Below are 26,628 nucleotides of genomic sequence, written 5' to 3'. Positions count from 1 at the left end.
CATGGGCGCGACGTTCACCGGGTGGTCGGAGCGCGCGAGCGCGTTCTACATCGGCCTTGAAGCGGACAACACCAAGGACTACTGGACTCGGAACCGCGCGGTCTACGACGCCGAGGTCCTCGCGCCGATGCAGGCCCTGCTGGACGACCTGTCCGCCGAGTTCGGCGAGGGACGGATCTTCCGACCGAACCGCGACATCCGCTTCAGCGCCGACAAGTCGCCCTACAAGACGTCGATCGGGGCCATGCTCGGCCAGGGCTACGTCGAGTTCTCCGCCCGCGGACTCGGCACGGGCGCGGGGTGCCACATGCTGGCCTCAGACCAGCTGACGCGCCTGCGCGCCGCCGTCGCCGACGATGCGACGGGCCCCCGGCTCGAGGCCATCATCGGCGATCTCGAGGCTTCGGGCATCGACGTCACCTCCCACGATCGCCTCGCCACCGCTCCCCGCGGATACGCGAAGGACCATCCGCGCATCGAGCTGCTCCGGAACAAGGACCTCGCCGCCAGGAAGCACTGGGATCCGACGACGCCCTGGCTGCACTCCCCCGAGGCCGCGGAACACGTGATCACCGTGCTCCGCGCCGCACGCCCGCTCGTGCAATGGCTCGACGAGAACGTCGGCCCGACCGCGATGGAAGGGCGTCGCTGATCCTCGGCGGACGACGTAGGGTTCGTGGTGGTCTGCGGCCAGGACGTGCGGGCGGCTGCGCCGCTCCGCGATAGCCATCTCCCCGTTGACCCCACTGCTTGCCGGCGGTAGGCAAGAATCATGACCAGTGCGGGCGAGACGTGGACAACCGACTACGTGGCGGCATGGCGCTCCAACGATCCGAAGCAGATCGGAGCGCTCTTCAGCCCGAACGGCCGGTACTTCACCAGCCCCGACTCCGCGCCGCGCGTCGGGCGAGACGCAATCGTGGCCGGGTGGCTGGAAGACCTCGATGAACCGGGGTCGTGGACGTTCGAGTGGCGCATCCTGAGGGAGGAGGCCGGCTGGTTCCTGGTGCAGGGCCGCACCGAATACCCCGCGGAGCGCGACTACCTGAACCTCTGGATCGTCCAGCTCGACGAGGACGGGCGTGCCGAAGAGTTCACCGAGTGGTACATGCCGCGACCGCACGACAGCTGACCCGACAGCTCCGCGCTCAGTGGAAGTCGCCGCCGCCGCCCTGGAAGTCGCTGGCCATGTCGGCGAAGCGGGAGAAGTGGCCCTGGAAGGCGACCTGGATCGTCGCGGTGGGGCCGTTACGGTGTTTGGCGACGATGAGGTCGGCCTCGCCGGGACGCACGTCCTTGTCGTAGACGGAGTCGCGGTGCAGCAGGATCACCATGTCGGCGTCCTGCTCGATCGAGCCCGACTCTCGCAGGTCGCTGATCGCGGGCTTCTTGTCCTGCCGCTGCTCGGAGCCACGGTTCAGCTGTGAGAGCGCGATCACGGGCACCTGCAGCTCTTTCGCGAGCAGCTTCAGGGCACGGGAGAACTCGGAGACCTCCTGCTGACGCGACTCGACCTTCTTGCCGCTCGTCATCAGCTGCAGGTAGTCGATGACGACCATCCTCAGCCCGACGCGTTGCTTGAGCCGGCGGCACTTCGCCCGGATCTCGACGAGCGTCATGTTCGGGCTGTCGTCGATGTAGAGCGGCGCGTCGTTGATGCGCCCGCGGGTCGAGGCGACGGTCGTCCAGTCGCGCTGGTCGAGCTTGCCCTTGCGGAGGTTCTGCAGCGGCACGGCGCCTTCGGCGCTGAGCAGACGCATGGCGATCTCCGCCTTGCCCATCTCGAGCGAGAAGAAGATGGACGGCTGGTTGTGCCCGATCGAGGCCGCCCGGGCAAAATCGAGAGCGAGGGTCGACTTGCCCATCGCGGGCCGCGCGGCGACGACGATCATCTGGCCGCCGTGCAAGCCGTTCGTGAGCTCGTCGAGCTCGCGGAACCCTGTCGGCACGCCGGTCATGGATCCGTCGCGACCGCTCGCGGCCTCCATCTCCTCAACGGCGGCATCGACCGCGATGGTGAGCGGCACGTAGTCCTCGGCTTGCTCGGTGCCGGTGACGGAGTAGATCTCGGCCTGGGCGGTGTTGACCAGGTCGAGCGCATCGCCCTGGCCGTCATAGCCCATCTGCGCGATGCGGGTGCCCGCGTCGACGAGCTTGCGCAGGATCGCCCGCTCCGACACGATGCCGGCGTAGAAGCCCGCGTTCGCAGCGGTCGGCACGATCGAGGTCAGCGAGTGCAGGTAATCGGCCCCGCCGGCACGCGACAGGTTGCCGGTCTTGATGAGCTCGTCGGTGACGGCGATGACGTCGGTGGGCTCGCCGTGCGAGTACAGCGAGAGCACCGCGTCGAAGATCAGCTCGTGCTTGGGGATGTAGAAGTCGGATCCGCGCAGCGACTCGATCACGTCGGCGACCGCGTCCTTCGACAGCAGCATGCCGCCGAGAGTGCTCTGCTCGGCCATGACGTCGTGCGGCGGAGTCCGCTCGGGACCGCGACTCGAACCGAGCCGCTCCTCCCCGATGTCCGCGATCGACACGCGCGCCCCCTTCTTCTCCACCGACTCGATTGCCGAGCGCATCCCCGTCGGATCCGCACTCCGGGCGGGATGATCGCCCGCCGCACAAAGCACACCACCAAGGTCCGACATCGGGATGCTCGATAACGCTAGAAGCACGCTTCTCCGCATGCAAGAGCGCCTGTGGATAACTCTGTGGAGAGTCTGCGGGAAACGCTGGAGTGTCTGTGCAGAACGCCTGGGGATAACTGTGGGGAGGGTCGGGATCTCTGACTATTTATTTGCCGCTGACCTGCACTTTCTCTCTTCCCCAGCCTGTGGATGGAAACCTACTTCAAGCGCGTGTTTAAGGTTCACGCCACGGATCGTCGGATGTGTACAACTTGGGGACAACATCCACGCACGCACCTGTTTGTCAAGTCGGCCTTTCGGCGGGTGTGGCGCTGCTCATCTGAGCGGGCGGATGCGGCGAGCGCGCTCAGCCCGCTGCGGCCCTCAGGGCGTAGAGGACTCCACGCTCACTCCGTCAGGCAAGGGCGTCGAGAGCAGCGCTGCGATCTGGGAGGCCTGGGCGCGATCGAGGCCGCCGGCGATCTGCGCCGAGTCATCGAGCGATGCCCCGCACTCGAGCTGAAGCGAGGGAGCTGTGAGGATCTTCCCGTCGACGAGGATCGCGAACCGCTTCAGCGCGGGATCGTCCTGGCAGGCGACCGCGTCCGTCAGCGCCTTCAGCGCGGCGGCGCCATCCTTCGTGAAGTCGAGCTGCACCGCCCACTGCCCCTGAGCGTCGACGGCACGCGCGGTGCGCAGGTGTTCGTTCGTGACGAATGAACGGCCGAGCTCGAGTCTCTCGTCCTCGGCCGTCTGCGCCGTGCAGGCCGCCGCATGGGCGCTGCACTCCGACGCAGCCGTGGAACCCGCGGCGGTTGCGACGACGGGCCTCATCCCCAGAACCCCCGCGGCCTCGAAGAGTTCCGGCTTCACCGGGGCGGACTTACCGCTCTTGCGCGGCGGGTTGTAGCGGACCGTCACCGTGTCGCCTTCGGTGGTGATGCTGCGCTCAGAGATCTCCGCGACGTCGAGTCGGTGGCCCAGCTGCTCCGCTACCGCACCGGCTTCACCGGCCGGCACCCGCAGCACGACCTCATCCGACAACGTCGGAGGGGCGTAGGGGAAGGCGGTGCAGCCCGTCACCGTCAGGACGACAGCGACAGCGAGAACGCAGGACCGGATCGAGCGGCTCATGCCCGGAGCCTAGCCGGAGCCTCGGCGATCCCGGAGGGTGTGCACCGCGCGCCCGGATTCCGTGCCGCCACGCACCACTCCTCGATGCGCGGCGTGGATCGTCCGCGCCACGGAACTCGACGCGTGACGTGGGCCACCCCGAGGCCCCCCGAGCTACGGATCAGGACACGCGCACCGCGGTCACGATCCAGTTGTCGAGCGAGTGGCCGTCGATGTGCGGAGCATCCAGATCGCACGAGAACAGAGCGAGCGAGCGCTCGGGCGCATCGGCCTGCCATACCCATCGATAGGTGGTCGTGGCCTGGGCCACGACGTCCTGCTTCGGCGCGGATTGCGCATCCTTCGTGACGGTGAACCCCGCGGTGGCGTAGCCGCCCGCCTGCAGCGCGTACGTGACCACCACGCTGTCCCCCGCCCGCACCTGCCCGAGGTCGTAGAAGACATCCTTCGTGCCGTAGCCCGTGACGTTGTGCCCCACGATGATGCCGCGATAGGCGGAGAGGTTGCCGGGGACCGTGTCCCACTGCGGTGGTCCGTACCACCCCGCCAGCCCCTGATCGGGACTCAGCCAGCCGTCGCCGTCGAGCTGGATCCTGTTCACATCGGCATCGATCAGCGGAGTGCCCGCCTGCAGCACGGTGACGTGCACGGGCGTCCCCTCGATGTCCTGCAGCGGTGCCGGGGTCGGCGTGGCGAGCGCTGTCGGGCCCGGCAACGGAGCCGGAGCGGCCGGTGCGGCCGTCGGCATCGACGAGGCCGGCGACGTGGACATCGGTACGTCGCCGAGCGCGGATCGCGTCGCGCTCCAGAGCAGCACGGCCGATCCGCCCGCGAGGAGCCCCACGACGACCAGGGCCACCGCGAGGCGGCGACGCGTCGCGGTGGCCCTGTCGTTCATGATGTGCTGCGGCGCGCGCGTCTCAGCCGCGACGCGAGCGGATGAGCAGCCCCGCCCCGGTCAGTGCACCGGCTGCGAGAACGCCCAGACCGGCCGCGAGGACCAGCACCGCGGTCTGGTCGCCGTCGGTCTGCACGGTGGTCGGGACGATGTGCGTCTCGGGCTCGACCACCGGCGGTGCGACGACCGGCGGTGCGACGACCGGCGGAGTCACCACCGGCGGGGTCACCACCGGTGGCGTCACGACCGGGCAGGTCACGGCGTCGTGGTGCACCGTCGTGTAGACCGCGGGGATCTCCGGAGTCCCGGGAACGGCCGGAGTGTCGACGACGTCGGTCGTCGCCCAGTAGAAGTAGTCGGCGTTGCCTGGAGTTCCCGCCTGGAAGATCGAGTTCAGCGGGTCGTCGGAGTGGCCAGGGAAGTACGCCTCGGTGTTCGCCTGCCACCCGTCGCTCGGCGGGATGTTGACGGGCGCCGGCCCGTCCGGCCCGCCCTTCCAGGAGTAGCGCTGATACTCGGTGTGCGTGACGGCGGGCGTGCCCGGCGTAGCCGGCACCGCGGGCGTGACGAGCACCTGCTCGTCGGATGCGGGCATCGGCGTGCACGGTGCGTCTTCCGCTGATGCGCCGGGCACCGTGATCAGAATTCCTGCGACCGCGAGCGACATCGCCCCGGCCGCGTAAGCGGCCTTGCGGAGCACCCCAGCGCCCCTGTTGTTCGTAGACATCTCCCCAGCTCCCCAGCTTGGTGATCGGTGATGATCACACGATCCAGGTGCGCGGAGAACGGCGGAGTGGCCCCCGCAGAAACGCCCGAATCTGTCCCCACGTTCGTCGGGTCCCACCCCGTCGAGAGTTGCCCGCGCCCCAGCCCGTGCAACCTTTGCGGCACACGCTACCGGTCTTCCGATGTTCAGGCAATCAATCCGCGGAATCCGAGCGTCGCCTCGGGCTGCACTGCCATCGATCCCCTCAGCGCCGGATCGCGCGATAGCGGTTCTCCGGCCGCCCCACAGCGCCGTAGCGAGGGGCGACCTCCGCCCGCCCGATCGTGGCGAGATGATCGAGGTAGCGGCGTGCGCTCACCCGCGACATTCCAAGCGCGTCGGCGATGTCCGCCGAGGACATGTCTCCCTCCGCCCCGTCGAGGAGTGCCGCGACCCGCTGCAGGCTCGAGGCCGAGAGATTCTTGGGGGCGGCCGCGGCGTCATCGGATCCGCCGCCCAGCATCAGATCGACCGCGCGCTGATCGAGATCTGCGTCCCCCGTCGTCATGCTGAGCGCCCGCTGCACCTCGTTCAGCCGGCGGTGCAGATCGGCCTTCGTGAACGGCTTGACCAGGTAGTGCCGCACGCCCAGAACTCGCGCCCGACGGACCGTCTCGAGATCACGGGCGGCGGTCACCGCGATCACCTCGATATCGGTGCGCGTGGTCCGCAGCCGGCGCAGCAGCTCCAGGCCGTTCAGGTCGGGGAGATAGACGTCGAGCAGCAGCAGATCGGGGTGATGATGCTCGATCTCCCTGAGGCCCGCCGCTGCGGTGTGCGCGACCGTGACCACCTCGAATCCAGGATGATCGTCGACCAGTGTCGCGTTGAGGGCGGCGAGCAGCCGATCGTCCTCGACGATGACGACCCTGGCGGGATTCATCGCGGAGCCCGTGCCTCGAACGACCACGGCACGTCCACCACGAAGCGCGCGCCTCCGGACGCGGAGGCTTCTGCGATCGCCGTGCCGCCCAGCCGCTGCGCCACGCGCTTGACGATCGTGAGCCCGATCCCGCGCCTCTCCTTGCGCGGCACGGATCCCTTGTCCGAGACGTCGATCTCGAACACCGCGTCACGCAGATGCACCGGCACCCCCGGGCCGTCGTCGACGCTCACGGTGATCCGATCCGGCGCGACGTCGTCCCTGATCTGCAGCACCACCCGCCCGCCCCGGGATTCGAGGGCCTCGATCGCGTTGTCGAGCAGGTTGCCGACGATCGTCAGCAGGTCGTCGTCCTGCTCGACCTCGCGCAGATGCGAGTCGGGATCCACGACCAGGTCGATCCCGAGTTCCTGCGCCCGTGCGGACTTGGCCAGCACGAGAGCCGAGACCTCGATGTCGTCGATGCCGTGCAGCAGCTGTCCGGTCGGAAGGGCTCCGCCTCCGCCGACGCGGTGGATGAAGGACAGCGCCGCATCAGTCTGGTCCGTCTCGAGCAGGCCGCTGAGCACCTGCAGCGTGTTGAAGAACTCGTGGGACTGCGCCCTCAGGTCATCGGCGAGGCTGCGTGCGCCGCTCAGGTCGCGCAGCGTCTCCTCGAGCTCGGTCCGATCGCGGAGCATCGCGATGTGGCCGACGTCGCGCCCCTTCACCCGTGCCGCGGCGCCGTGCACGACGAGGACGCGCTCGCCCGAAAGCACAGGGGTCTCCGCGGTCTCCCCGGAGAGCAGGAACTGTGCCAGCTCCTCGTCGAGAACGTCCGCCGCGTCCTTCCCGAGGATCTGGTCCGACTCCACTGCGAGAAGCCTCGCGGCCGCATCGTTGACCACCACGAGCCGGCCGTCCGCATCGATGGCGATGAAGCCCTCCTGGATGCCGTGCAGCATCGCCTCCCGGGTGTCCAGCATCGTGCGGATCTCCTCGGACTCGAGGCCGTAGATGCGGCGACGCAGCAGCCAGCCGATCCACACCGAACCGATCACGCCGATCACGGCGGCGGCGATCGGCGCGATGATCAGGCCGGGGAGATCGTCGACGAACTGCGCTTGGAGATCGACCTCGAAGATCCCGACCGAGACGATCCCGATCACCGCGTCGTCCGGCCCGTGGATGGGAACCTTCACTCGCCAGGATTCGCCCAGCGTGCCCGTCTGGGTCTCGATCTGCACCTTTCCGGACAGGGCCACGGAGGGATCCGTCGAGACCTTCTCGCCGATCCGGTCCGGATTCGGATGCGAGTAGCGGATGCCGCGATCATCCGTCACGACGACATAGCTGAGGCCGGACGACTTCCGCACGGCCTCCGCGATCGGCTGGATCTGCCCCTGAGGATCCTGCGCCAGCAGAGCCTCCACCACGGTCGGCAGACCGGCGACCGATTGCGCGATCGCGACCATGCGATCCCGGTAGGCATCCCGGTTCGCCTGAGCGGCGAGGACGGCGGCGACCGCGCCGGTTCCCGCGACGATGACCAGCACGATCGCGATCTGCAGCACCAGCAGCTGCGTGCTCAACGACATCGAACGACGCACGTGACCAGTGTCCCACGGGGCGACGCGGCGCCCTCCGAAGGCGAGAACCTCCGTGCGGGCGCCGCTCGTGCCCTGCGCGATGCTCACCTCTGATCGTTCGGCGTGCCCGCCGCCTCCCGATCCGGCGCCTCGTCGGCGGCCGGCTCCGGCACCTCGATCGTGGGGGTCAGCGTGGTGGGCAGCCCTCCCACCTCGACGAGCACATCGCGCTTCGAGGGGCGACGGCGCAGCGCGAACGTGAGGAGGAAGACAAGGGCGAGCGTGCCGTAGATCGCCCAGGTGAACGGGGTCGAGATCAGCGTCGCGGGATCCCCGCCGGCGATGTCGAGCGCGCGCCGGAACTGCACCTCGGCGATCGGACCGAGGATCGCCCCGACGATGAGCGGTGAGACCGGGTATCCGAACCGGCGCATGACGTAGCCGAGCACGCCCAGTACGAGCAGCAGGCCGACGTCGAAGGTGGAACCGCCGGCGGCGTAGGCGCCCAGCACGGCGAAGGTCGCGATGCCGGCGAACATGTACGGCTTCGGGATCTTCAGCAGCTTGACCCACAGCCCCACGAGGGGAAGGTTGAGCAGCAGCAGGATCGCGTTGGCGACCACGAGGCTCGCGATGAGGCTCCACACCAGCGGACCGTTGGTCTCCAGCAGCTGGGGCCCGGTCTGGATGCCGTACTGCTGGAACGCGACGAGGATCACCGCGGCGGTCGCGGAGGTGGGGATGCCGAGCGTCAGGAGCGGCACCATGGTGCCGGCCGCGTTCGCGTTGTTCGCCGCTTCCGGCCCTGCCACGCCCTCGATCGCGCCGTGGCCGAACTCCTGCGGTCGGCGGGACAGCTTGCGCTCGAGCGTGTACGACAGGAACGTAGGGATCTCGGATCCTCCCGCGGGGATGACGCCCAGGGGGAAGCCGATCGCCGTGCCGCGCAGCCACGGCTTCCAGGACCGCCGCCAGTCCTCCCGGTTCATCCAGCGCCCCGCGAAAGGCATCACCTTGAAGAGCAGCGTCGATTGGTGGGCGACGACGTAGAACAGCTCGCCGATCGCGAACAGCGCCACGATCAGCACGACGGTGTCGATGCCGTCGAGGAGCGGAAGAAGACCGAAGGTCAGGCGCTGCTGGCCGCTCTGGAAGTCGATGCCGACGAGCGAGATCGCGAGACCCACCGCCATCGAGATGAGTCCGCGCAGCGGCGAGCTGCCGACCAGCGCGCTCACGGTGAGGAACGCGACCACCATGAGGGCGAGATAGTCCTGCGGGCCGAGCTGCACCGCGACATCCACGATCCACGGCGCGAACAGGGCCACCAGCATCGTCGCTATCGTGCCGGCGACGAACGATCCGATCGCCGCGGTCGCCAGGGCCGTGGCGCCCCTTCCCATGCGCGCCATCCTGTTGCCGTCGATCGCCGTGATGACGGATCCCGATTCGCCGGGGGTCTTCAGCAGGATCGCGGTCGTCGAACCGCCGCACATGGCTCCGTAGTAGATGCCGGCGAACATGATGAACGCGGCCGACGGGTCGACGGAATAGGTGAGCGGGAGCAGCAGGGCGATCGTGAGGGCGGGGCCGATCCCCGGCAGCACGCCCACGAGCGTCCCGACGATCGTGCCGATCAGTGCGAACAGCAGGTTCTGCGGCTGGAACGCCAGCTCGAACCCGTGCATGAGACCTTCGAGGCCTGGCATCAGATCATCCCTTCCAGGAAGCCCGCGGGCAGATCGATCGAGAGCAGTTTGGTGAACGAGAAGAAGATCACGCACGCGGTCGCCAGAGCGATCACGCCCGCGGTCAGATACCGGCGGGATCCCATCGCGAGCGAGATCAGGAAGAACATCACCGTGGTCGCCGGGATGAAGCCGAGCGGCTCCACCGTGAACAGGAAGAACAGCAGCCCGGCCGCTGCGATGCCGAGCGCCGTCCAGTGCGTGCGGCTGACGTCGACGTCGCCCTCCGCCTGTTCCGGCTCACCGCGGCGACCTCGGGCGAGCTGCACGGCCAGCACCACGGCAAGCACGAGCAGCAGGCTCCCCACCACGATGGGCATGAATCCGGCACCGATCCCGGAGGCGGAAGTGGACTGGCGCTGACCGAGACCGTCGAAGAGGACGACCCCGCCCAGCACGAACACCGCCGCAGCGACGGCCCATTCGCCGAGTCCCCTCGTCGGTGTCGGACCGGGTCCGTTCCCGAGCTCCTCCTGACTCGGGTCCTCGTGCGTGGCGGTTCCCTGAGGCGAAGTGACGTCGCTCATCGGATGCTCCTTCATGCGGCTTGATACGGCGCGGGCACGACGGCTCGCGGAGGAGGACGATCCCCTCCTCCGCGAGCGTCGGTGCTACTTCGCGAGACCGAGGTCCTTGAGGACGCTCTGCACCCGGGTGTTCTCGGTCTTCAGCCAGCCCGCGAACTCGTCACCGGCGATGTAGTTGTCGAGCCACTCGTTCTTCTTCAGCTCGGCCTTCCACGCGTCGCCGGCGTGCATCTTCTCGATCGCGGCCAGATACTGCGCCCGCAGCTTGGCGTCGATCCCTCCCGGCGCCATGATCGAGCGCCAGTTGGCGAACTCGAGCTTCGGATCGATCTCGCCGGCCGCCTGGGCGAAGGCGAGGGAGCCGTCGTTCTTCAGCGATGACACCAGCAGACCCTCGAGCTCGCCGCTCTCGATTTGCGCCGCGAACTCGCCCGTGCCGGCGATGCCCGCCTGCACCTTGCCGCCGAGCAGCGCGGTGGTGGCCTCGCCGCCGCCGGAGTACGGCACGTAGTTGACGTCGGAGGGCTTCACGCCGTAGTGCTGCGCGAGCAGGCCGATGAAGAGGTGATCGGCGGAGCCGGCCGAGCCGCCCGCGATCGCGACGGACTTGGGATCCTTCTTGATCGCCGCGAAGAGGTCATCGGCGTTCGCGAACGGCGAGCCCTTGGGGACGACGATCGCCTCGTGCTCTCCGACGAGACGCGCGATCGGGGTGAGGTCGTCGAGCGACACCGAGGTGCCGTTCGTGACGATGCCGCTCATCATCGCCAGCCCCGACATGATCAGGAGGTCCTTCTGGCCCTTCTTGGGCGCGACCTGGGCGAGGGCGACGGTGCCCGAGGCTCCTGGCACGTTGTTGACCGTCACGGTCTTGGCCAGCTCGTCGGTCTGCAGCGCGCCCTGGGTCGCGCGTGCGGTCTGGTCCCATCCGCTGCCCGGCGCGGCCGGCGCGATGAGCTCGAGGCGGGTGAGCGGGGCGAACGCCGTGGCGCCGGAGTCGGCGGAGGCGGTCTTGTCGGTCTTCGGGGAGCTGCACGCGGTCAAGGCGAGGAGCAGAACCGTCCCCACCGCCGCGGCCCTGGCGAATGTCGAGATCTTCACGGACGATGCCTTTCACTGTCACCGGCGCCCTCGCCGGTGTGCGGAGCCGGCAACGCTGCCGGACCCGATGAATGTACTGAGACGTCTCCCCCGAAATCGGTTCTGGTCATTAAGAAAAGCCCGCGGCCGGCATCGGCTCCCCGTACGCGCATCGCGGATCCCGGGTATGCGAAAGGGGCCGCCTCCCGAAGGAGACGGCCCCTGACAGGGTGTCGGCGCTTGCAGCGCCGCCATGAATTACTTGGCGGCGACGACCTGCAGCGTGATCACGGCGGTCACGTCGTCGTGCAGACGAACCGTGGCCTCGTGCTCGCCGACCGACTTGATCGGCGTGGTGATGTGCACCTTGCGCTTGTCGATCGCACCGATGCCCGCAGCCTCGACGGCGGTGGCGACATCGGCGGTCTTGACCGAGCCGAACAGACGGCCCTCGGCGCCGGCCTTGACGGCCAGGCGGACCTTGGCGGCCTCGAGCGCGTTCTTCAGCGCCACGGCGTCGTCACGGTCGTGGATCGCGCGCGCCTGGCGGGCGGCACGGATCTGGTCGACCTGCTTCTCGCCACCGCGTGACCACGCGACAGCGAAACCCTGCGGCACGAGGTAGTTGCGGGCGTACCCGTTCTTGACCTCGACCACGTCACCGGCGCTACCGAGCCCGGCGACCTCATTCGTGAGAATCAGCTTTGCCATGTCGGTACCCCTTAGCGGCCAGCGCCGGCGTAGGGCAGGAGCGCCATTTCGCGCGCGTTCTTGATCGCCTTGGCGATCAGACGCTGCTCCTGCACCGAGACACCGGTGATACGACGGGCACGGATCTTGCCGCGCTCCGAGACGAACTTGCGGAGGGTGGCGACGTCCTTGTAGTCGATGACACCCACCCGGATGAACTTCGCGGGGGCCGCGTTCTTCGCGCCCTTCCGCGGCTTGCGGCGGTCGCCGCTAGACTTTCCAGCCATGTTTTTTCCTTACGAGAATGTGTGTTCGGATCCGTGAGGATCCGGAATCTTGACCTGTTCGAAGACGACGATCAGAAAGGCGTGTCGTCGCCGAAGCTGCCCGGCGTGCTCCACGCGTCAGCGCTCGAGGCGCCGGACGACCCGGGGGTCGACCACGGCTCTTCCGAGGTCTGCTGCTGCGGACGTGCGCCGCCCTGGCCGCCCTGGAAGTTGCCGCCGCTCGCGCCGCCGGTCGAGGCGGCACGGGTGACCTGCGCGGTCGCGTAGCGGAGCGAGGGGCCGATCTCGTCGACCTCCAGCTCGATCGCCGTGCGGTTCTGGCCCTCGCGGTCCTGGTAGGAGCGCTGACGCAGGCGTCCGGATGCGATGACCCGCATGCCCTTCGTCAACGAGCCCGCCACGTGCTCGGCGAACTCGCGCCACACGGACGCACGGAGGAACAGCGCGTCGCCGTCCTTCCACTCGTTCGCCTGGCGGTCGAAGGTGCGCGGCGTCGAAGCGATGGTGAAGTTCGCCACCGGCAGCCCGTTCTGCGTGTAGCGCAGCTCGGGGTCGGCAGTGAGGTTTCCCACCACGGTGATGACGGTCTCGCCGGCCATGATCCTTAGACCTTCGCGGCCTTGGGCTTACGGGCGGCCTTCTCCTCGGCACGCTTGGCCTCGGCGGCGACCATGGCCTGAGCCTCTTCCGCGCGCTGCACCTTGGTGCGGAACACGAGCTCCGACAGGTTCAGCTGACGGTCGAGTTCCTTGGTGGCCTCGCTGGTCGCGGTGAAGTTCACGACGGCGTAGATGCCCTCGGTCTTCTTGTTGATCTCGTAGGCGAAACGGCGCTTGCCCCAGATGTCGACCTTGTCAATCGAGCCACCATCGTTGGTGATGACCTTCAGGAACTTGTCGAGGTTGGGAGCAACCTGGCGCTCGTCCAGCTCGGGGGTCAGAATGACCATGAGCTCGTACTGGTGCGTCACTTACCCACCTCCTTCGGACTAGAACGGCTTCCGGGACTTTCCCGGAAGCAGGAGGGTGTTGTGCACGTGTCAGGGCACAGATGTACCCAGACAACCTGAACAGCTTAGCGGATCCGGCTGGATGCGCCGAATCGGGTGAGGTCATGCCACGGAGGCACGCACAATCGGGCCGGGTAGCCTGGCGGCATGCGGTGGGAAGACGACGTCGAGGTCGGCAGCTGGATCAGGGACCGACTGGATCCAGGGCTGGCGACGATGCACGGGGTCGTGCCACGGGGGTTCGAGGCGTATGCGCGGATCTTCCATCCGGCCCTGGTGCGGAGCGTGCCCGGCGGCGACGTGCCGACGAACCACGAGCTGCGGACGATGTCCGAGGACGAGAAGGCGCGGATCCTGTCCGGGCTCCGCGACGAGCAGGCCACGTGGGCCGACACGGCTGCGGCCTTCGGAACGGTGCTGCATCCGCTCGCGCAGTGGAACCGGATCGTGCGCACCCCGGAGGGCGAGGACTGGCGCCGCCGGCACGCCCCGGACGGGCGGGAGTTCAGCGCGCCGTTCGAGGGCGATCTTCCACCCGGGATCCTGGCGCACGTCGCCGAGCACCTGATCGCGCACACGACCACGCCGGACGACGGATACGCGGGCGTCTGGGAGGGTTATGGCGGCCTGCTGGGTAGCTTCGGATCCACCGGACGCGCCTTCCTCACCTTCACCGATGATCCTGACGCCGCGCACGCGGCCATGCTCGCCGAGAGCATCCACGACCCGTTCAACAGCCCGTACCAGAAGGCGGTGTGGCAGGACGGGATCCTCTCCCGCGAGATCTCCGAAGGCGCACGCCTCGAGCTCCCCCAGCGCAACCATGTGCTCTTCGCCGCGCCGCCGCGCGCGTTCGCGGATCCGGACTGGGTCGCCTTCGTCCCGTGGAGCGACAAGATCGCGGAGGAACGCGGCTTCCCGCCGAGGGCGCAGCATCCGAGCCTGATCTGGCCTGCCGACCAGGCCTGGATCCTGGTCAGCGAGATCGACTTCGACTCGACGGTCGTCGGCGGATCCCGCGCCCTTATCGCCGCCCTCTGCGCGGACGAGCGAGTCGAAGCCCTCCCGATCGCCGAGGGCGCGAACCTGCAGTGGGACGCCGACGAGGTGAATTCCTGAGCCGAGCTGCCGGAATCGGCGGCGCTCAGGCCACGCTTCCCCGAGGGACGATCCATCGATGCGAGAACGCCGGCGCGACCCGCGCCACGTTCTCGAAGTCGGCGTCGTAGTGCACGACGGTGACCGTCTGCTGCGCGTGCGAATGGCGGATCGCCGTCGCTGCGATCTGCAGATCGCTCACCCCCACCGAGCGCCCGATGCCCGCGTCGAACAGTCGACGCTGGAGATCGATCGCGAGAGTCGCGACCCGTTCATCCGGCGGGAGGAAGATGCGCGCCCGGCGGCTCGCATCGACCAGCGCCCGGTGATCGTCGGCGCTGCGGGCGGAGTACCCCTCCTCCAGGATCTGCGGCAGGCATCCGCCCAGCTCCCCGTGTTCGAGCAGCTCCACGAATGCCGACGCCACGCGCGACGAACGGCGCAACCGCTGCAGCGCCGAGTTGTCGACCAGGAGGATCTGCCTCATCGGTGCGCGTCGTCGATGACCCGCGCGTCGTCGAGATCGACGGCGATCCCGGACCGGAGCAGATCGACATAGCCGAGCGCCTCGCCCCGTCGCACGACTTGCGCGAGGGCATCGTTCACCGCGGCCTTCTTCGTGACGGCCCCGGTGAGCTCCATCGCCTTCGCGAGGAGGGCGTCATCGATGTCGATGAGTGTCTTCGTCACGCTCTCCACCTCCGGATATCTTCTCTGCCTGATCAATATATACCCGCGCGTCGACACCCGAGCCGGAGCGGCGTTCATCTCTCGAAAACAGTGCTCCCGGATTAGCGTGGACGGGTGACAACTCCGCAGCCGGGCACCGCCGCCCCGTTCGACGCCCGCGCGCTCACCGAACCGGTCGATCGCACCCGGCTCGCCGCGTGGTCACGCGAGGCCAGGGCGAGCGGCCAGGGCCCGCGGGTGGGGCAGATCGTGCTCTTCCTCGCGGTCGTCCTGTTCATCGCCTTCGTCGGATTCAGCGTGTTCGGGGTCTTCCTCACGATTACGCTCGGCTCCTCCGGCGGCGTCGTGGTGCCGCTGCTGATGCTCGCCGTGATCGGCCTCGCCGTGTGGGGCGGTATCGCCTGGTGGAATCGGCAGCTCGTGCGGGGCTATCGCCTCGCCGGGTTCGCGAACACGAACGCGATGACCTATCTGCCGGAGCTGAAGGATCCGCAGCTGCCCGGGATGCTGTTCGATCTCGGGCACAGCCGCATCGCCACGGACCTCGTGCGCGGCGTCGCTCCGCGGTTCGTCGAGTTCGCCAACTTCAAGTACACGACGGGCTCGGGGAAGGAGAGCCAGACGCACGACTGGGGATACATCGCGATCAGGCTCGACGTCCCGCTGCCCAACATCGTGCTGGATGCCCAGTCCAACAACGGGTTCTTCGGATCCAACCTGCCCGCGAGCTACGACGCACACCAGCGGCTTTCGCTCGAGGGCGACTTCGACCGCTACTTCGCGCTCTACTGCCCGGCCGGCTACGAGCGCGACGCGCTCTACCTGTTCACGCCCGACATCATGGCGCGGTTCATGGACAGTGCGTCGTCCTTCGACGTCGAGATCGTGGACGACTGGCTGTTCCTGTACGCCCAGAACCGGCAGGTCACCACCCTGGATCCGGCGGCGTGGGCCCAGATGTTCGGCACCGTGGGCGCGGTGCTCACCAAGCTGCAGCAGTGGGCGCGCTGGCGCGACGAGCGCCTGCGCGCAGCGGCCCCCGGCCAGACGGACGCCCCTCCGGCCGAGATCACGGCGCCAACGGCATCCGCCGCCGCGCTCTTCGCCGGGCCGGCAGCGCCGACGCCCGGGGATCCCACCCAGCCGTGGTCTCCCCCGCCCGGCGTCGCTCCTGGCGGCCGCCGGCTCAAGCGCGCATTCCCCTGGGTGTCGGTGCTGGTGTTCGCCGGCGTCGGGATCGCGTGGCTGGCGTTCCGGATGCTGCTCGGGCACTGACTCCGACGTACCCGGCTCAGGCCCCGCGCCGCACCGCCTGCCAGAGGGCGCGGCGCTCGGCCTGCTCCACCGGATCCGGCACGGGAAGGGCCGCGAGCAGCTCCCTGGTGTAGGAGTTCGACGGATCGTTCAGCACCTGCGCGGTGGTGCCCTGCTCCTGGATCCGGCCGTGCTGCAGCACGATGATGCGGTCGGAGACGGCGTCGATCACGGCGAGGTCGTGGCTGATGAACAGCGACGCGAAGCCGAGTTCGGCCTGCAGCTGCACGAACAGTTCGAGCACCTTCGCCTGCACCGAGACGTCCAGCGCACTGGTGGGCTCGTCCGCGATGAGCAGCTTCGGATCCAGTGCCAGGGCGCGCGCCAGCGAGGCGCGCTGGCGCTGTCCGCCGGAGAGCTCGTGCGGGAAGCGGTCGCCGAAGTTCATCGGCAGCCGCACCGCGTCGAGCAACTGGTCCACGCGGGCGCGTGCGGCGGCGACGCTCGACGCCTTCCCATGCACCACGAGCGGCTCGGCGATGCACTCGGCGATCGAGAGCAACGGGTTGAAGCTCGTCGCGGGGTCCTGGAACACGAACCCGATCTCGGGGCGGAGCGGGGTGAGCTGGCGCTGTTTCACACCGTTCATCTCCAGGCCGAGCACGCGCAGCGAACCGCCGACGACCGTGGTGAGGCCGACGACAGCGCGGCCGATCGTGGTCTTCCCTGATCCGGATTCGCCGACCAGGCCCACGACCTCGCCGGGGCCGACATGGAAGTCGACGCCCTTGACGGCGACGACGCCGCCGCGTCCGAAGCGGCCCGGGTAGCCGATCTCGCACGCCCGCGCCACGATGAGACTGCCTTCCGGCGCCTCATCGGCAGCGGCGGGCGCTGAGCCTGTCGAAGCGCCCAGTCCGGTGCGGGTCCCTTCGACGATCTCAGGGACCGACAGAGCCGACTTGCCCTGGCCGACGTGCGGCACGGCCGCGAGCAGCTCCCGGGTGTACTCCTGCTGCGGGTTCGCGAAGAGCTCCCGCACCGGGGCCTGCTCGACGATGTCTCCGCGCAGCATCACGACGACGCGGTCGGCGAGGTCGGCGACCACGCCCATGTTGTGCGTGATGAGCACGATCGTCGCGCCGAACTCGTCGCGGCAGGCGCGCAGCAGCTCGAGGATCTCCGCCTGCACCGTGACGTCGAGAGCGGTCGTCGGCTCGTCGGCGATGATGAGCCCGGCATTCAGCACGAGCGCCATCGCGATCACGATGCGCTGCTTCTGCCCGCCGGAGAACTGGTGCGGGAACTCGTCGACGCGCTTGTCCGGATCCGGGATGCCCACCTTGCGGAGGATCTCGATCGCCTTGACCCTCGCCTCTTTCTTGGAGAGCCGTCCGTCGTGATGCGCGCGCAGTCCTTCGGCGATCTGCCAGCCGACGGTGTAGACGGGGTTCAGCGCCGTGGACGGCTCCTGGAACACCATCGCCGCGTCGCGCCCGCGCATGGCGCGCATCTTCGCGGCCGACGCGTGCACGACGTCCGTCTCACCGCCGCGGCCGCGGATGATGACCGCGCCGGACATGGTCGCGGTCTCCGGCAGCAGGCCGAGCAGCGCGTTGGCGGTGACGGTCTTGCCGGATCCGGATTCGCCGACGATCGCGAGCACCTCGCCCGCGTGCGCCTGGATGTCGATGCCCTTGACGGCGTCGACGGGCTCGTCGTCGGTCGCGAAGCGCACCTTGAGTCCGCGGATGTCCGCCACGTCGGGAAGGCCGCTGTTGATCATCATGCCGGTCATGCCGCACCTCCCGCGCGACGGCGGGTGCGCAGTCGCGGATCGCTCAGGTCGTTCAGACTCTCGCCGACGAGGGTGATGCCGAGCACCACCAGCACGATCGCGAGGCCGGGGAAGATGGACGTCCACCAGATGCCGCTGGTGACGTCCGCGATGGCGCGGTTCAGGTCGTAGCCCCATTCCGCGGCCGAGGTCGCCTCGATGCCGAAGCCGAGGAAGCCGAGGCCGGCGAGGGTCAGCAGCGCCTCGGAGGCGTTCAGCGTGATCACGACCGGCAGCGAGCGCGTCGAGTTGCGCAGCACGTGACGAGTCAGGATGCGCCCGGTCGGTACGCCGATGACCCTCGCCGACTCGACGAACGGTTCGGCCCTCACGCGCACCACCTCGGCGCGGATCACGCGGAAGTACTGCGGCACGAACACGACGGTGATCGAGAGGGCCGTGGCCATGATGCCCGACCACAGGTTCGACTGGCCGTGGCTGATCACGATCGACATGACGATCGCGAGCAGCAGCGACGGGAACGCGTAGATCGCATCGGCGATCACCACGAGCGTGCGGTCGAGCCAGCCACCGAAGTACCCGGACACCAGGCCGAGCGCGATGCCGATGAAGATCGAACAGGCGATCGCGGCGATGATCACGAGCAGGGCGGTCTGGGATCCCCAGATCACGCGCGAGAAGACGTCGAATCCGCTCACGGTGGTGCCGAGGATGTTGGTGGCGCTCGGCGGCTGCTGCGTGCCGAACTTCACCCCGTTCGCGGACTGCTGCGCCCACGAGTACGGAGCGATGAGCGGCGCCAGGATCGCGACCAGCACGAAGACGCCGGTGATGGCGAGGCCGGTCACGAGCATGCCGCGCTGCAGGCCCACACTCTGGCGCAGTTGCGAGACCACGGGGAGCCGTTCGCTCCAGCGGCGCTTGCGGGGCGCCTGTGCGGCGAGCGCCTCGGTCTTCGGGGTCGGAAGGTCGCGGTGGATCACGGGTTCAGGTGTGTTGTCGACGGTCATCTCAGTACCTCACCCGAGGGTCGATCATGGCCGCGACGATGTCGACGATGAAGTTCGTGACCGCGACGATCAGCGCGATCATCACGACGATGCCCTGCACGGCCACGAAGTCGCGGGCCTTCAGATACTCGCTCAGCATGAATCCGATGCCCTTCCACTCGAAGGTCGTCTCGGTGAGGATGGCTCCCGCGAGCAGCAGTGCGATCTGGAGGCCCATGACCGTGATGATCGGGATGAGGGCCGGGCGGAACGCATGCTTTGTCACGAGGCGGTACTCGCTCACACCGCGGGAGCGGCCGGAGGTGACGTACTGCTGGCCGAGCGTGCCGATGACGTTCGTGCGGATGAGCCGCAGGAAGATGCCGGCGGTCAGCAGCCCGAGCGCGAGCGCGGGCAGGATCGCGTGCCACAGCACATCGAGGATCGCCGGGCCGTTTCCGAGTCGGATCGCGTCGAGCAGGTAGATGCCGGTGGGGCTGCTGACACCGCTCATCAGCAGCTCGGTCTGGGTGCTCGCGCGCCCGGAGACCGGCATCCAGCCCAGCCAGACCGAGAAGACGAGCTTCAGCAGCAGTCCGACGAAGAAGATAGGCGTGGCGTAGGCGAGGATCGCCATGATGCGCAGCGTCGCGTCCTGCCACTTGTCGCGGCGGTGCGCGGCGACGAGGCCGAGCGGGATCGAGACCGCGAACGCGACGATGAGCGCGTAGATCGCGAGCTCGAGCGTGGCGGATCCGTAGGTCAGCAGCACCGTGGTGACCTTCTGGCCGTCCGTGATCGTCGTGCCGAAATCGCCGCGCAGGATGTTGCCGAGGTATTCGAAGTACTGGATCAGGACAGGGCGGTCGTAGCCGGCCTGGTGCACGCGCGCGGCGAGCTGGTCGGGGGGAAGGCGACCGCCGAGGGCCGCGGTGATGGGGTCGCCGGTGACCCGCATCAGGAAGAAGACCAGGGTGATCAGGATGAGGACGGTGGGGATGATCAGCACGAGGCGGATCAGGATGTAGCGCCACAGTCCTCCTCCGGAGGACTTGGGGCGCGTCGCCACGGGATCTGCGGCGAGGACATCAACGGACATGGAGAACCTTCGTGAGGGTGGAGCGGATCCGGTCGCTTCACTGCGAGCCGGAATCGGGCGGATCCGGGCCTGGACGGACTCAGAGACCGGTTCGGCGCCCTGGAACGAGAACGGGGCACCGTCGCGAGTGCGGCGGTGCCCCGTCTGCGGGTGCGCTACTTCGTCAGCGGCGCGTAGCGGAACTTGAACGAGGCGTCGAGCGTCGTGCCCTCGACACCCGTGCCCACGACCGCGACCTGCTTGCCCTGCAGCAGGGGCAGGGTGGACAGGTCCTTCGCGACCATGTCCTGCACCTGCGCGAGGTCGGCCATGCGCTTGTCCTTGTCGGTCTCGGTCTGCGACTTCACGATCAGGTCATTGACTGCGGTGTTGTCGTAGTGGTTCTTCAGGAAGTTGTCGGTCGTGAAGAACGGCGACAGGTAGTTGTCGGCCTCGGAGTAGTCCGGGAACCAGCCGAGCTGGTACGCCGGGTACACGTCGGCCGTGCGGTCCTTCGAGTACTGCGTCCACTCGGTGCTCTGCAGGTTGACGGAGAACAGACCGCCCTGCTCGAGCTGCGTCTTGACCGCGGCGTACTCGTCACCCGAGGACGGCCCGTAGTGGTCGCCGTTGTACTGCAGATTCAGCGTGACCGGAGTCGTGACGCCGGCGTCGGCGAGGACCTTCTTCGCCTTGTCGAGCGAGGGCCCGCCGTTGCCGTCGCCGTACATCGACTTCAGCGGCTGGGTGGCGCCGGCCATGCCGTCGGCGACGAAGGAGTACAGCGGGCTGTACGTGTCCTTGTAGACGTCCTTCGCGATCGCCGCGCGGTCGACGAGGTCGGCCGCCGCCTGGCGCACGGCCTGGGACTTGGCCGGGTCCGCCTCGGGGGTCGTCGCGCCGAACGGCATCGTGTTGAAGTTGAAGACGATGTAGCGGATCTCGCCACCGGGGCCCTCGACCAGCTTGACCTTCTTGTTCTTACTCAGGTTCTCGGTGTCCGTGGCCGAGAGGCTGCGGAAGGCCACATCGATGTCGCCGTTGCCGACCGCGAGCTTCAGGTTCGACGCGTCCGCGAAGTACTTGACGTTGACCTGGCTGTTGGCCGCCTTGCCCAGCTCGCCCTGGTAGCCGCCGTACGGCTTGTAGGAGATGAGCTGGTTCTTCTTGTAGTCGGTGATCTCGTACTGACCGGCGAAGGCCTTGCCCTTGACGATGGTGTCGTCATCGGTGACCTTGTCCGCCGAGAAGACCTTCTCGTCGATGATCGGCGCGGCAGGGCTGGAGAGGATGAGCGGCCAGATCTGGTCGTTGCCGTTCTTCAGGGTGAAGACGACCGTGGTCGCGTCGGGCGCCGCGGTGCTGGCGAGGTTGCCGAGCAGCACGGCCGGGCCGTTGGGGTCGTTGATCTTGACCATGCGATCGAAGGAGAACTTCACGGATGCCGAAGTCAGCGGGTCGCCGTTGGCGAACTTGAGGTCCTTCTTGAGCTTCACCGTGTACTCGGTCGGTGAGGTGAACTCCGCCGACTCAGCGATGTCGGGAGTGACCTCCGCCGTGCCGTACTTGCTGTTCATGAGGAACGGGTAGACCTGGTTCATCACCGCGAACGAGCCGTTGTCGTACGAGCCGGCCGGGTCGAGGAACGTGATCTTGTCGGTCGTGCCGACGGTGATCGTGCTGCCGGAGGACCCCCCGGTCGAACCCCCGCCGCCCGTGCTGCTCGTCGCGCAGCCCGCAAGAACGAGGGCTGTGGCGCCGAGCGCGCCGATGGCGAGGCCGAGTCGGCCTCGAGTGCTGTGGAATGACATATACACCTCTGTATCGGTTCCGTGGCCGCAGTTCATCGCGGCCGCAACATCCATGGCCGTCAGGGTTCTCGGCGCACGGGACACCCGATTGTAGGCATGGGTCGGCGATTCCCGGGAGTTCCGACGCCGAGACGTGACCTCCACCGCAGATATTCCTGCTGCGCCAAGGGGCCCCGATCTCAGCGGATGGCGACCACGGGGCGGAGCGATCTCGCGTAGTCCTCCTTGGTCACCGAGAGATGGGTCCAGGTCTCGATCCGCTCGACGCCCGCGAGCCCGCGCACCCGCTCCAGCGCCGTGTTCAGCCCACCCGCGGAGGGCTGCACGAGCGTCACCACAGCATCGAACCGCCCGATCGTGCGCGTCGCGAAATCGACCTCAGGACGGGCGCTCAGGGCGGCCAGCGCCGCATCGCCGTCATCGTTCAGCACGAGCCCGACACCCATCGACAACTGCCGGTGGGCGAGGCTGCGCGCCTCGACCGCCGAGATCGTCATCACTCCGCCATCGATAAGGCGGCGCACCCGCGTCGCGACGGCGGAGGGGGACAGGCGCACGGCCTCACCGAGTGCGCGATAGCTCATCCGGCCATCGCCCTGGAGCTGTTCGATGATGGCCGTGTCGAGGTCGTCGATCACGCTCTCGCCCCGGTATCGCGAGACGAAGAATCCCTTCACGACATCGGTGTAGATGAGCGTGTTCACTCCTGAGACGCCATCGATCGCACGGATGCGTGCGATCGATTCCTGCAGCGCTGCGGTCGATGAGGCGCGCACCTCGCTGACGATGTCGTGCGCGCCGCCGATCGCCGAGACGAGAACCGTCTCGTCCATGGCCCGCAGAGACGCCGCAACCGGCTCCACGCGCGCCGAGACGTCGATCGAGAGATGGCCGATCACGTGCTGCCCGGAGAGGGCCGGATCCACCATCGCCGCCACGCGAAGAATGCCCTCGTCGAGGATCGCCCTGAGTCGGCCGGCCACCGCCGCACGCGGACGCCCCAGGCTCCGTGCAAGATCCTGGACGCTGATCCGGCCGTCCTGGTGCAGCGCGGCGATGAGATCCTCGTCGATTTCCATGCGATCTCCCGTGCCGGTGGCGGTCTCCGGCAAGATCGCCGGATTCGCGGCGGGTGGCGACCCCCGCGATCAGATCAACTGTACAGACGCGTCTTTGCAAAGTGACAGAGCGGTTCTGATGCACTTTCGCGACAGAACAATGGAGATGTCTACCGTCTGCCGATCTTCTGCTCTTGCTCGTCCTCTCCGCTCGCTCTAGCATCCTCGCTATCCGAAACCATCGGCGACAGAGGATCCTCACCGGGCGCTCCTGCCGCCCCGCCTGGGAAGAACGCAATGAACACTCCGATCGGCCCCGTCGACGCCTCGCTGAACCCGCGTTACGCGGGCTTCGCCACCTTCGCCCGCCTTCCGCGGTTGGAGGAGGTCGACCGCGCCGACATCGCCGTCGTCGGCGCGCCGTTCGACTCGGGCGTGAGCTACCGCCCCGGCACGCGGTTCGGGCCATCGCACGTGCGCGAATCCTCGCGTCTGCTGCGCCCGTACAACCCCGCTCAGGACTTCTCTCCCTTCGCGCGGGCCCAGGTGGTCGACGCCGGCGACATCGCGCTCAACCCGTTCGACATCACCGAAGCCGTCGAGGAGACCGACCGTGCCGTGACGGCTCTCGGCGAGCGGGCGTCCCGCATCGTCACGATCGGCGGCGATCACACCCTGGCCCTGCCGTTGCTGCGCTCCGTCACACGCGCGCACGGCCCGGTCGCGGTGCTGCACTTCGACGCGCACTTGGACACCTGGGACACCTACTTCGGCGCGCCGATCACGCACGGCACCCCGTTCCGCCGTGCGAGCGAGGAGGGGCTCATCGACATGACCGCGAGTTGCCACGTCGGCACCCGCGGCCCGCTCTACGACAAGAGCGACCTCGAAGACGACGCCCGTCTCGGATTCTCCATCGTGACGAGCGAAGCGATCGAGGAGCACGGCGTCGAGGCCGCGATCGAGCGGATCCTGACCCGTATCGGCGACGCGCCGCTGTACGTCTCGATCGACATCGACGTGCTCGACCCCGCGCATGCGCCCGGGACCGGAACTCCCGAGGCCGGCGGCCTCACCAGCCGAGAGCTGCTCCGGATCCTGCGGAGCCTGCGCGACACGAACATCGTGGGCGCCGATGTCGTGGAGGTGTCGCCCGCCTACGACCACGCCCAGATGACCGGCATCGCCGCGAGCCACGTCGTCTACGAACTCATCACGCTGCTGTCGATGCAGATCGATCGCACCCGCCAGAGCACTCAGCCCTGACCCGGAACACCCGACCCGACCCGACCCGAAAGAGCCGTTCACCGATGAATGCCCTGCTCGATCCCAGCGCGGTGCTCGACGCCGCCGATCACCTGATCGCCGCCTTCGCCGCCACCGACACCGACGCGTACTTCGCGTGCTTCCACGAGGACGCCACGTTCCTCTTCCACACCGAACCGGAGATCCTCCCCGATCGCGCCGCCTACGAGCGGCTCTGGGCGGAGTGGGTCGACGCCGGCTGGCGCGTCGTCTCCTGCGAGAGCTCCGACCGAGTGGTCACCGTGTGCGGCGACACGGCCGTCTTCGCGCACTCCGTGCACACGGTGACCGAGGTCGGCGGAGTCACGGAGGAGACGCATGAACGCGAGTCGATCGTGTTCACCCGCACCGCCCGAGGCTTGACCGCCGTCCATGAGCATCTCTCCCCCGTGCACGCCGGAGCGGAGATCACGGCATGACCGTCGAGGCGGAGGGCACCGGCGTCGCGCCCCGGACCGAGACAGTCGCCATCGGCACCGCGCCCGGTGTCACCGAGGTCGAGGCGCACGGAGTCGAGCAGATCCCCGATGCCGAACGCACCGCTCGACCGCTCGACCTGTTCCGGCTGATCTTCGGCGGGGCGAACACGTTCGCGACCGTCGTGCTCGGCAGCTTCCCGATCGTGTTCGGTCTCTCGTTCTGGCACGCGCTGCTCGCGACCGTGACCGGGCTGGTGCTGGGGGCGCTGATCCTGGCGCCGCTGTCGTTGTTCGGCGCCCGCAACGGCACGAACAATGCTGTCTCGAGCTCGGCGCATCTCGGCGTGCACGGTCGCGTGGTCGGATCCTTCCTCTCCCTGCTGACCGCGTTCGCGTTCTTCGCCATCTCGGTGTGGTCCTCGGGCGATGTGCTCGTCGGCGCCGCACACCGGGCGATCGGCGTCCCTTCGAACGACGTCACGCTCAGCATCGCGTACGGCCTGTTCGCGGTGCTCGTCCTCGTGGTGTGCATCTACGGGTTCCGGTTCATGCTTCTCGTGAACAAGATCGCCGTGATCGCCGCCACCGTGCTGTTCGTGCTGGGCGCGATCGCGTTCGCGGGCATGTTCGATCCTGGCGCGCCCGGTGCGCTCGCACCGGGTGACCCCGGATTCCTCGCCGCGTTCGTCGGATCCGTCCTCGTCGTGATGTCGAACCCGGTCTCGTTCGGCGCATTCCTCGGTGACTGGTCGCGCTACATCCCGCGGAAGACGCCGAAGCGCAAGCTCATGATCGCGACGTTCACGGCCCAGATCGCGACGATCATCCCCTTCCTGTTCGGCATCGTGACCGCGTCCATCGTCGCCACCGTGCACCCGCAGTTCATCGCGGACGGCAACTACGCAGGGGGCCTGCTCGCGATCTCCCCGGACTGGTACTTCATCCCGGTCTGCCTCATCGCACTCATCGGCGGCATGTCGACCGGCACCACGTCGCTGTACGGCACCGGCCTCGACTTCGCGAGCGTGTTCCCCCGGTTCACCCGAGTGCGGGCGACCCTGTTCATCGGTGTCCTCGCGATCGTCGGCATCTTCGTGGGCCGATTCGCCTTCAACGTGGTGCAGTCGATCTCGACGTTCACGGCGCTCATCGTCGTATGCACCGCCCCGTGGATGATCGTCATGACGATCGGCTGGGTCGTGCGCCGCGGCTGGTACGACTCGGACTCGCTGCAGGTGTTCAACCGCCGACAGCAGGGTGGCCGCTACTGGTTCGCACACGGCTGGAACTTCCGCGGGCTCGGCGCCTGGCTGGTCTCCGCCGCGGTGGGGCTCTGTTTCGTGAACCTGCCCGGTCAGTTCGTCGGCCCTCTCGGCGACCTCGCCGGCGGCGTCGACCTGTCGATCCCGCTCGGCCTCGGGTGCGCACTGATCCTGTACGGCCAGGGCGAAGTGCTCCAGCTCGGCCTGATCGAGCACCGCGAGCGGGTCAGGAACCGTTTGCCGGTCGGTGCCTCGACGCTGAAGCCGGATCCGCGCCCGTCGACGACATCGATCGTGAGGTGCGTGTACTTCCAGTACTCGAACTGGGACTCGGACATGTAGACCGGCACCGTCTCATCGAGGCCGACTTCGAGGTCGCCCAGCAGCACGTCTCCGGATCCGATCAGGAACATCCCCACCGGGAAGCACATCGGCGCGGATCCGTCGCAGCAGCCTCCGGACTGATGGAACATCAGCGGACCGTGCTGTGCGGTGAGCGCGCGCAGCAGCGCCGCCGCCTCCTCAGAGACGTCGACACGGTGGAACTCGGGCATCACCACTCCTCTCGTGTGCCGGGCGCCCTTCGTCTCGCTTCGCTCGCTCAGGGACCGATCGCTTCGCTCGCTCAGGGACCGAGTGGATCACCGGT

The 26,628-nt window shown here is 68.2% G+C and carries 26 protein-coding genes and 2 pseudogenes; 7 read left to right on the top strand and 21 right to left on the bottom strand.

Translation table 11 applies throughout. The features are described from left to right. Position 1 precedes the first annotated feature (1 nt). Entirely contained in the window at positions 2-652 is a 651-nt protein-coding gene (locus AC1DG4_RS01065) for a DUF2461 domain-containing protein (RefSeq protein ID WP_477377728.1), read from the top strand. Positions 653-772: 120 nt separating this feature from the next. Then, complete coding sequence (locus tag AC1DG4_RS01060; protein WP_477377730.1) at positions 773-1,132, top strand: nuclear transport factor 2 family protein; 360 nt, start codon at positions 773-775, stop codon at positions 1,130-1,132. A gap of 16 nt (positions 1,133-1,148) precedes the next feature. Here AC1DG4_RS01060 and dnaB read toward each other — a convergent pair whose 3' ends face one another. The 13 genes from dnaB to rpsF all read right to left on the bottom strand — a co-directional run bounded on the left by dnaB (position 1,149) and on the right by rpsF (position 13,178). Further along, positions 1,149-2,537 carry a replicative DNA helicase gene (gene dnaB, locus AC1DG4_RS01055; RefSeq protein ID WP_477377732.1) on the bottom strand — a complete coding sequence of 463 codons (1,389 nt, stop codon included), beginning with the start codon at positions 2,535-2,537 and terminating at the stop codon, positions 1,149-1,151. 474 nt (positions 2,538-3,011) lie between these two features. Further along, positions 3,012-3,761 (bottom strand): SecDF P1 head subdomain-containing protein, encoded by a 750-nt coding sequence (locus AC1DG4_RS01050; RefSeq protein ID WP_477377734.1) that lies wholly within the window; start codon positions 3,759-3,761, stop codon positions 3,012-3,014. A gap of 160 nt (positions 3,762-3,921) precedes the next feature. Next, complete coding sequence (locus AC1DG4_RS01045; protein WP_477377736.1) at positions 3,922-4,659, bottom strand: class F sortase; 738 nt, start codon at positions 4,657-4,659, stop codon at positions 3,922-3,924. A gap of 22 nt (positions 4,660-4,681) precedes the next feature. After that, positions 4,682-5,386, bottom strand: coding sequence for a hypothetical protein (locus tag AC1DG4_RS01040; protein ID WP_477377738.1), 705 nt, complete (start codon positions 5,384-5,386; stop codon positions 4,682-4,684). A gap of 244 nt (positions 5,387-5,630) precedes the next feature. After that, on the bottom strand, positions 5,631-6,308 hold the full coding sequence (locus tag AC1DG4_RS01035; RefSeq protein WP_477377740.1) for a response regulator: 678 nt from the start codon (positions 6,306-6,308) through the stop codon (positions 5,631-5,633). After that, positions 6,305-7,984 carry an ATP-binding protein gene (locus AC1DG4_RS01030; protein ID WP_477377742.1) on the bottom strand — a complete coding sequence of 560 codons (1,680 nt, stop codon included), beginning with the start codon at positions 7,982-7,984 and terminating at the stop codon, positions 6,305-6,307. Before AC1DG4_RS01030 ends, AC1DG4_RS01035 begins: the two co-directional genes overlap by 4 nt. After that, positions 7,981-9,585 (bottom strand): tripartite tricarboxylate transporter permease, encoded by a 1,605-nt coding sequence (locus AC1DG4_RS01025; RefSeq protein ID WP_477377744.1) that lies wholly within the window; start codon positions 9,583-9,585, stop codon positions 7,981-7,983. The genes AC1DG4_RS01030 and AC1DG4_RS01025 overlap by 4 nt, the downstream gene beginning before the upstream one ends. Continuing rightward, positions 9,585-10,151, bottom strand: coding sequence for a tripartite tricarboxylate transporter TctB family protein (locus tag AC1DG4_RS01020; RefSeq protein WP_477377746.1), 567 nt, complete (start codon positions 10,149-10,151; stop codon positions 9,585-9,587). Before AC1DG4_RS01020 ends, AC1DG4_RS01025 begins: the two co-directional genes overlap by 1 nt. 84 nt (positions 10,152-10,235) lie before the next feature. Then, positions 10,236-11,252, bottom strand: coding sequence for a Bug family tripartite tricarboxylate transporter substrate binding protein (locus AC1DG4_RS01015; RefSeq protein WP_477377748.1), 1,017 nt, complete (start codon positions 11,250-11,252; stop codon positions 10,236-10,238). 237 nt (positions 11,253-11,489) lie between these two features. Then, the gene (gene rplI / locus AC1DG4_RS01010) at positions 11,490-11,942 is read right to left on the bottom strand and encodes a 50S ribosomal protein L9 (protein ID WP_477377750.1); all 453 of its coding nucleotides are present in this window, start codon (positions 11,940-11,942) and stop codon (positions 11,490-11,492) included. Positions 11,943-11,953: 11 nt separating this feature from the next. Next, entirely contained in the window at positions 11,954-12,208 is a 255-nt protein-coding gene (gene rpsR / locus AC1DG4_RS01005) for a 30S ribosomal protein S18 (protein ID WP_477377752.1), read from the bottom strand. A 71-nt stretch (positions 12,209-12,279) separates the two neighbouring features. After that, on the bottom strand, positions 12,280-12,807 hold the full coding sequence (locus AC1DG4_RS01000) for a single-stranded DNA-binding protein (protein WP_477377754.1): 528 nt from the start codon (positions 12,805-12,807) through the stop codon (positions 12,280-12,282). 5 nt (positions 12,808-12,812) lie between these two features. After that, complete coding sequence (rpsF, locus tag AC1DG4_RS00995) at positions 12,813-13,178, bottom strand: 30S ribosomal protein S6 (protein WP_477377756.1); 366 nt, start codon at positions 13,176-13,178, stop codon at positions 12,813-12,815. 186 nt (positions 13,179-13,364) lie between these two features. Here rpsF and AC1DG4_RS00990 point away from each other — a divergent pair, with 186 nt between their 5' ends. Then, entirely contained in the window at positions 13,365-14,336 is a 972-nt protein-coding gene (locus AC1DG4_RS00990) for a hypothetical protein (protein WP_477377758.1), read from the top strand. Between the two features lie 25 nt (positions 14,337-14,361). On the opposite strand, the gene AC1DG4_RS00985 is transcribed toward AC1DG4_RS00990, so the two are convergent. Both AC1DG4_RS00985 and AC1DG4_RS00980 read right to left on the bottom strand, forming a co-directional pair. Then, a complete protein-coding gene (locus AC1DG4_RS00985; protein WP_477377760.1) occupies positions 14,362-14,802 on the bottom strand; it encodes a PIN domain-containing protein in 441 nt (146 codons plus the stop codon). Further along, positions 14,799-15,005, bottom strand: coding sequence for a type II toxin-antitoxin system VapB family antitoxin (locus AC1DG4_RS00980; RefSeq protein ID WP_477420390.1), 207 nt, complete (start codon positions 15,003-15,005; stop codon positions 14,799-14,801). Before AC1DG4_RS00980 ends, AC1DG4_RS00985 begins: the two co-directional genes overlap by 4 nt. Before the next feature lie 114 nt (positions 15,006-15,119). Here AC1DG4_RS00980 and AC1DG4_RS00975 point away from each other — a divergent pair, with 114 nt between their 5' ends. Then, positions 15,120-16,280 carry a hypothetical protein gene (locus tag AC1DG4_RS00975; RefSeq protein WP_477377764.1) on the top strand — a complete coding sequence of 387 codons (1,161 nt, stop codon included), beginning with the start codon at positions 15,120-15,122 and terminating at the stop codon, positions 16,278-16,280. Between the two features lie 16 nt (positions 16,281-16,296). On the opposite strand, the gene AC1DG4_RS00970 is transcribed toward AC1DG4_RS00975, so the two are convergent. From AC1DG4_RS00970 to AC1DG4_RS00950, 5 genes are all read right to left on the bottom strand, one after another. Continuing rightward, positions 16,297-18,057: a dipeptide ABC transporter ATP-binding protein gene (locus tag AC1DG4_RS00970; protein ID WP_477377766.1), complete on the bottom strand. Its 1,761-nt coding sequence runs from the start codon at positions 18,055-18,057 to the stop codon at positions 16,297-16,299. Beyond that, on the bottom strand, positions 18,054-19,067 hold the full coding sequence (locus AC1DG4_RS00965) for an ABC transporter permease (RefSeq protein ID WP_477377768.1): 1,014 nt from the start codon (positions 19,065-19,067) through the stop codon (positions 18,054-18,056). Before AC1DG4_RS00965 ends, AC1DG4_RS00970 begins: the two co-directional genes overlap by 4 nt. 1 nt (position 19,068) lies before the next feature. Next, entirely contained in the window at positions 19,069-20,145 is a 1,077-nt protein-coding gene (locus AC1DG4_RS00960; RefSeq protein ID WP_477377770.1) for an ABC transporter permease, read from the bottom strand. Between the two features lie 155 nt (positions 20,146-20,300). Next, positions 20,301-21,935, bottom strand: coding sequence for an ABC transporter substrate-binding protein (locus tag AC1DG4_RS00955; RefSeq protein ID WP_477377772.1), 1,635 nt, complete (start codon positions 21,933-21,935; stop codon positions 20,301-20,303). Between the two features lie 179 nt (positions 21,936-22,114). Continuing rightward, entirely contained in the window at positions 22,115-23,014 is a 900-nt protein-coding gene (locus tag AC1DG4_RS00950) for an Lrp/AsnC family transcriptional regulator (protein ID WP_477377774.1), read from the bottom strand. 276 nt (positions 23,015-23,290) lie between these two features. Here AC1DG4_RS00950 and speB point away from each other — a divergent pair, with 276 nt between their 5' ends. From speB to AC1DG4_RS00935, 3 genes and pseudogenes are all read left to right on the top strand, one after another. Continuing rightward, positions 23,291-24,259 (top strand): agmatinase, encoded by a 969-nt coding sequence (gene speB, locus AC1DG4_RS00945; protein WP_477377776.1) that lies wholly within the window; start codon positions 23,291-23,293, stop codon positions 24,257-24,259. A gap of 44 nt (positions 24,260-24,303) precedes the next feature. Beyond that, complete coding sequence (locus tag AC1DG4_RS00940) at positions 24,304-24,717, top strand: nuclear transport factor 2 family protein (protein ID WP_477377778.1); 414 nt, start codon at positions 24,304-24,306, stop codon at positions 24,715-24,717. After that, positions 24,714-26,090 (top strand): annotated as a pseudogene (locus tag AC1DG4_RS00935) (purine-cytosine permease family protein); the annotation flags it as partial. The gene AC1DG4_RS00940 and the pseudogene AC1DG4_RS00935, both read left to right, overlap by 4 nt. Positions 26,091-26,159: 69 nt before the next feature. Here the strand turns inward: AC1DG4_RS00935 and AC1DG4_RS00930 are convergent. Continuing rightward, a pseudogene (locus tag AC1DG4_RS00930) lies at positions 26,160-26,533 on the bottom strand (DUF779 domain-containing protein); the annotation flags it as partial. Between the last annotated feature and the right edge of the window lie 95 nt (positions 26,534-26,628).

Source organism: Microbacterium sp. 05N427, assembly GCF_056397105.1.
Note: the sequence above shows the minus strand (reverse complement) of the source record. Positions and strands in the feature narration are given on the sequence as shown.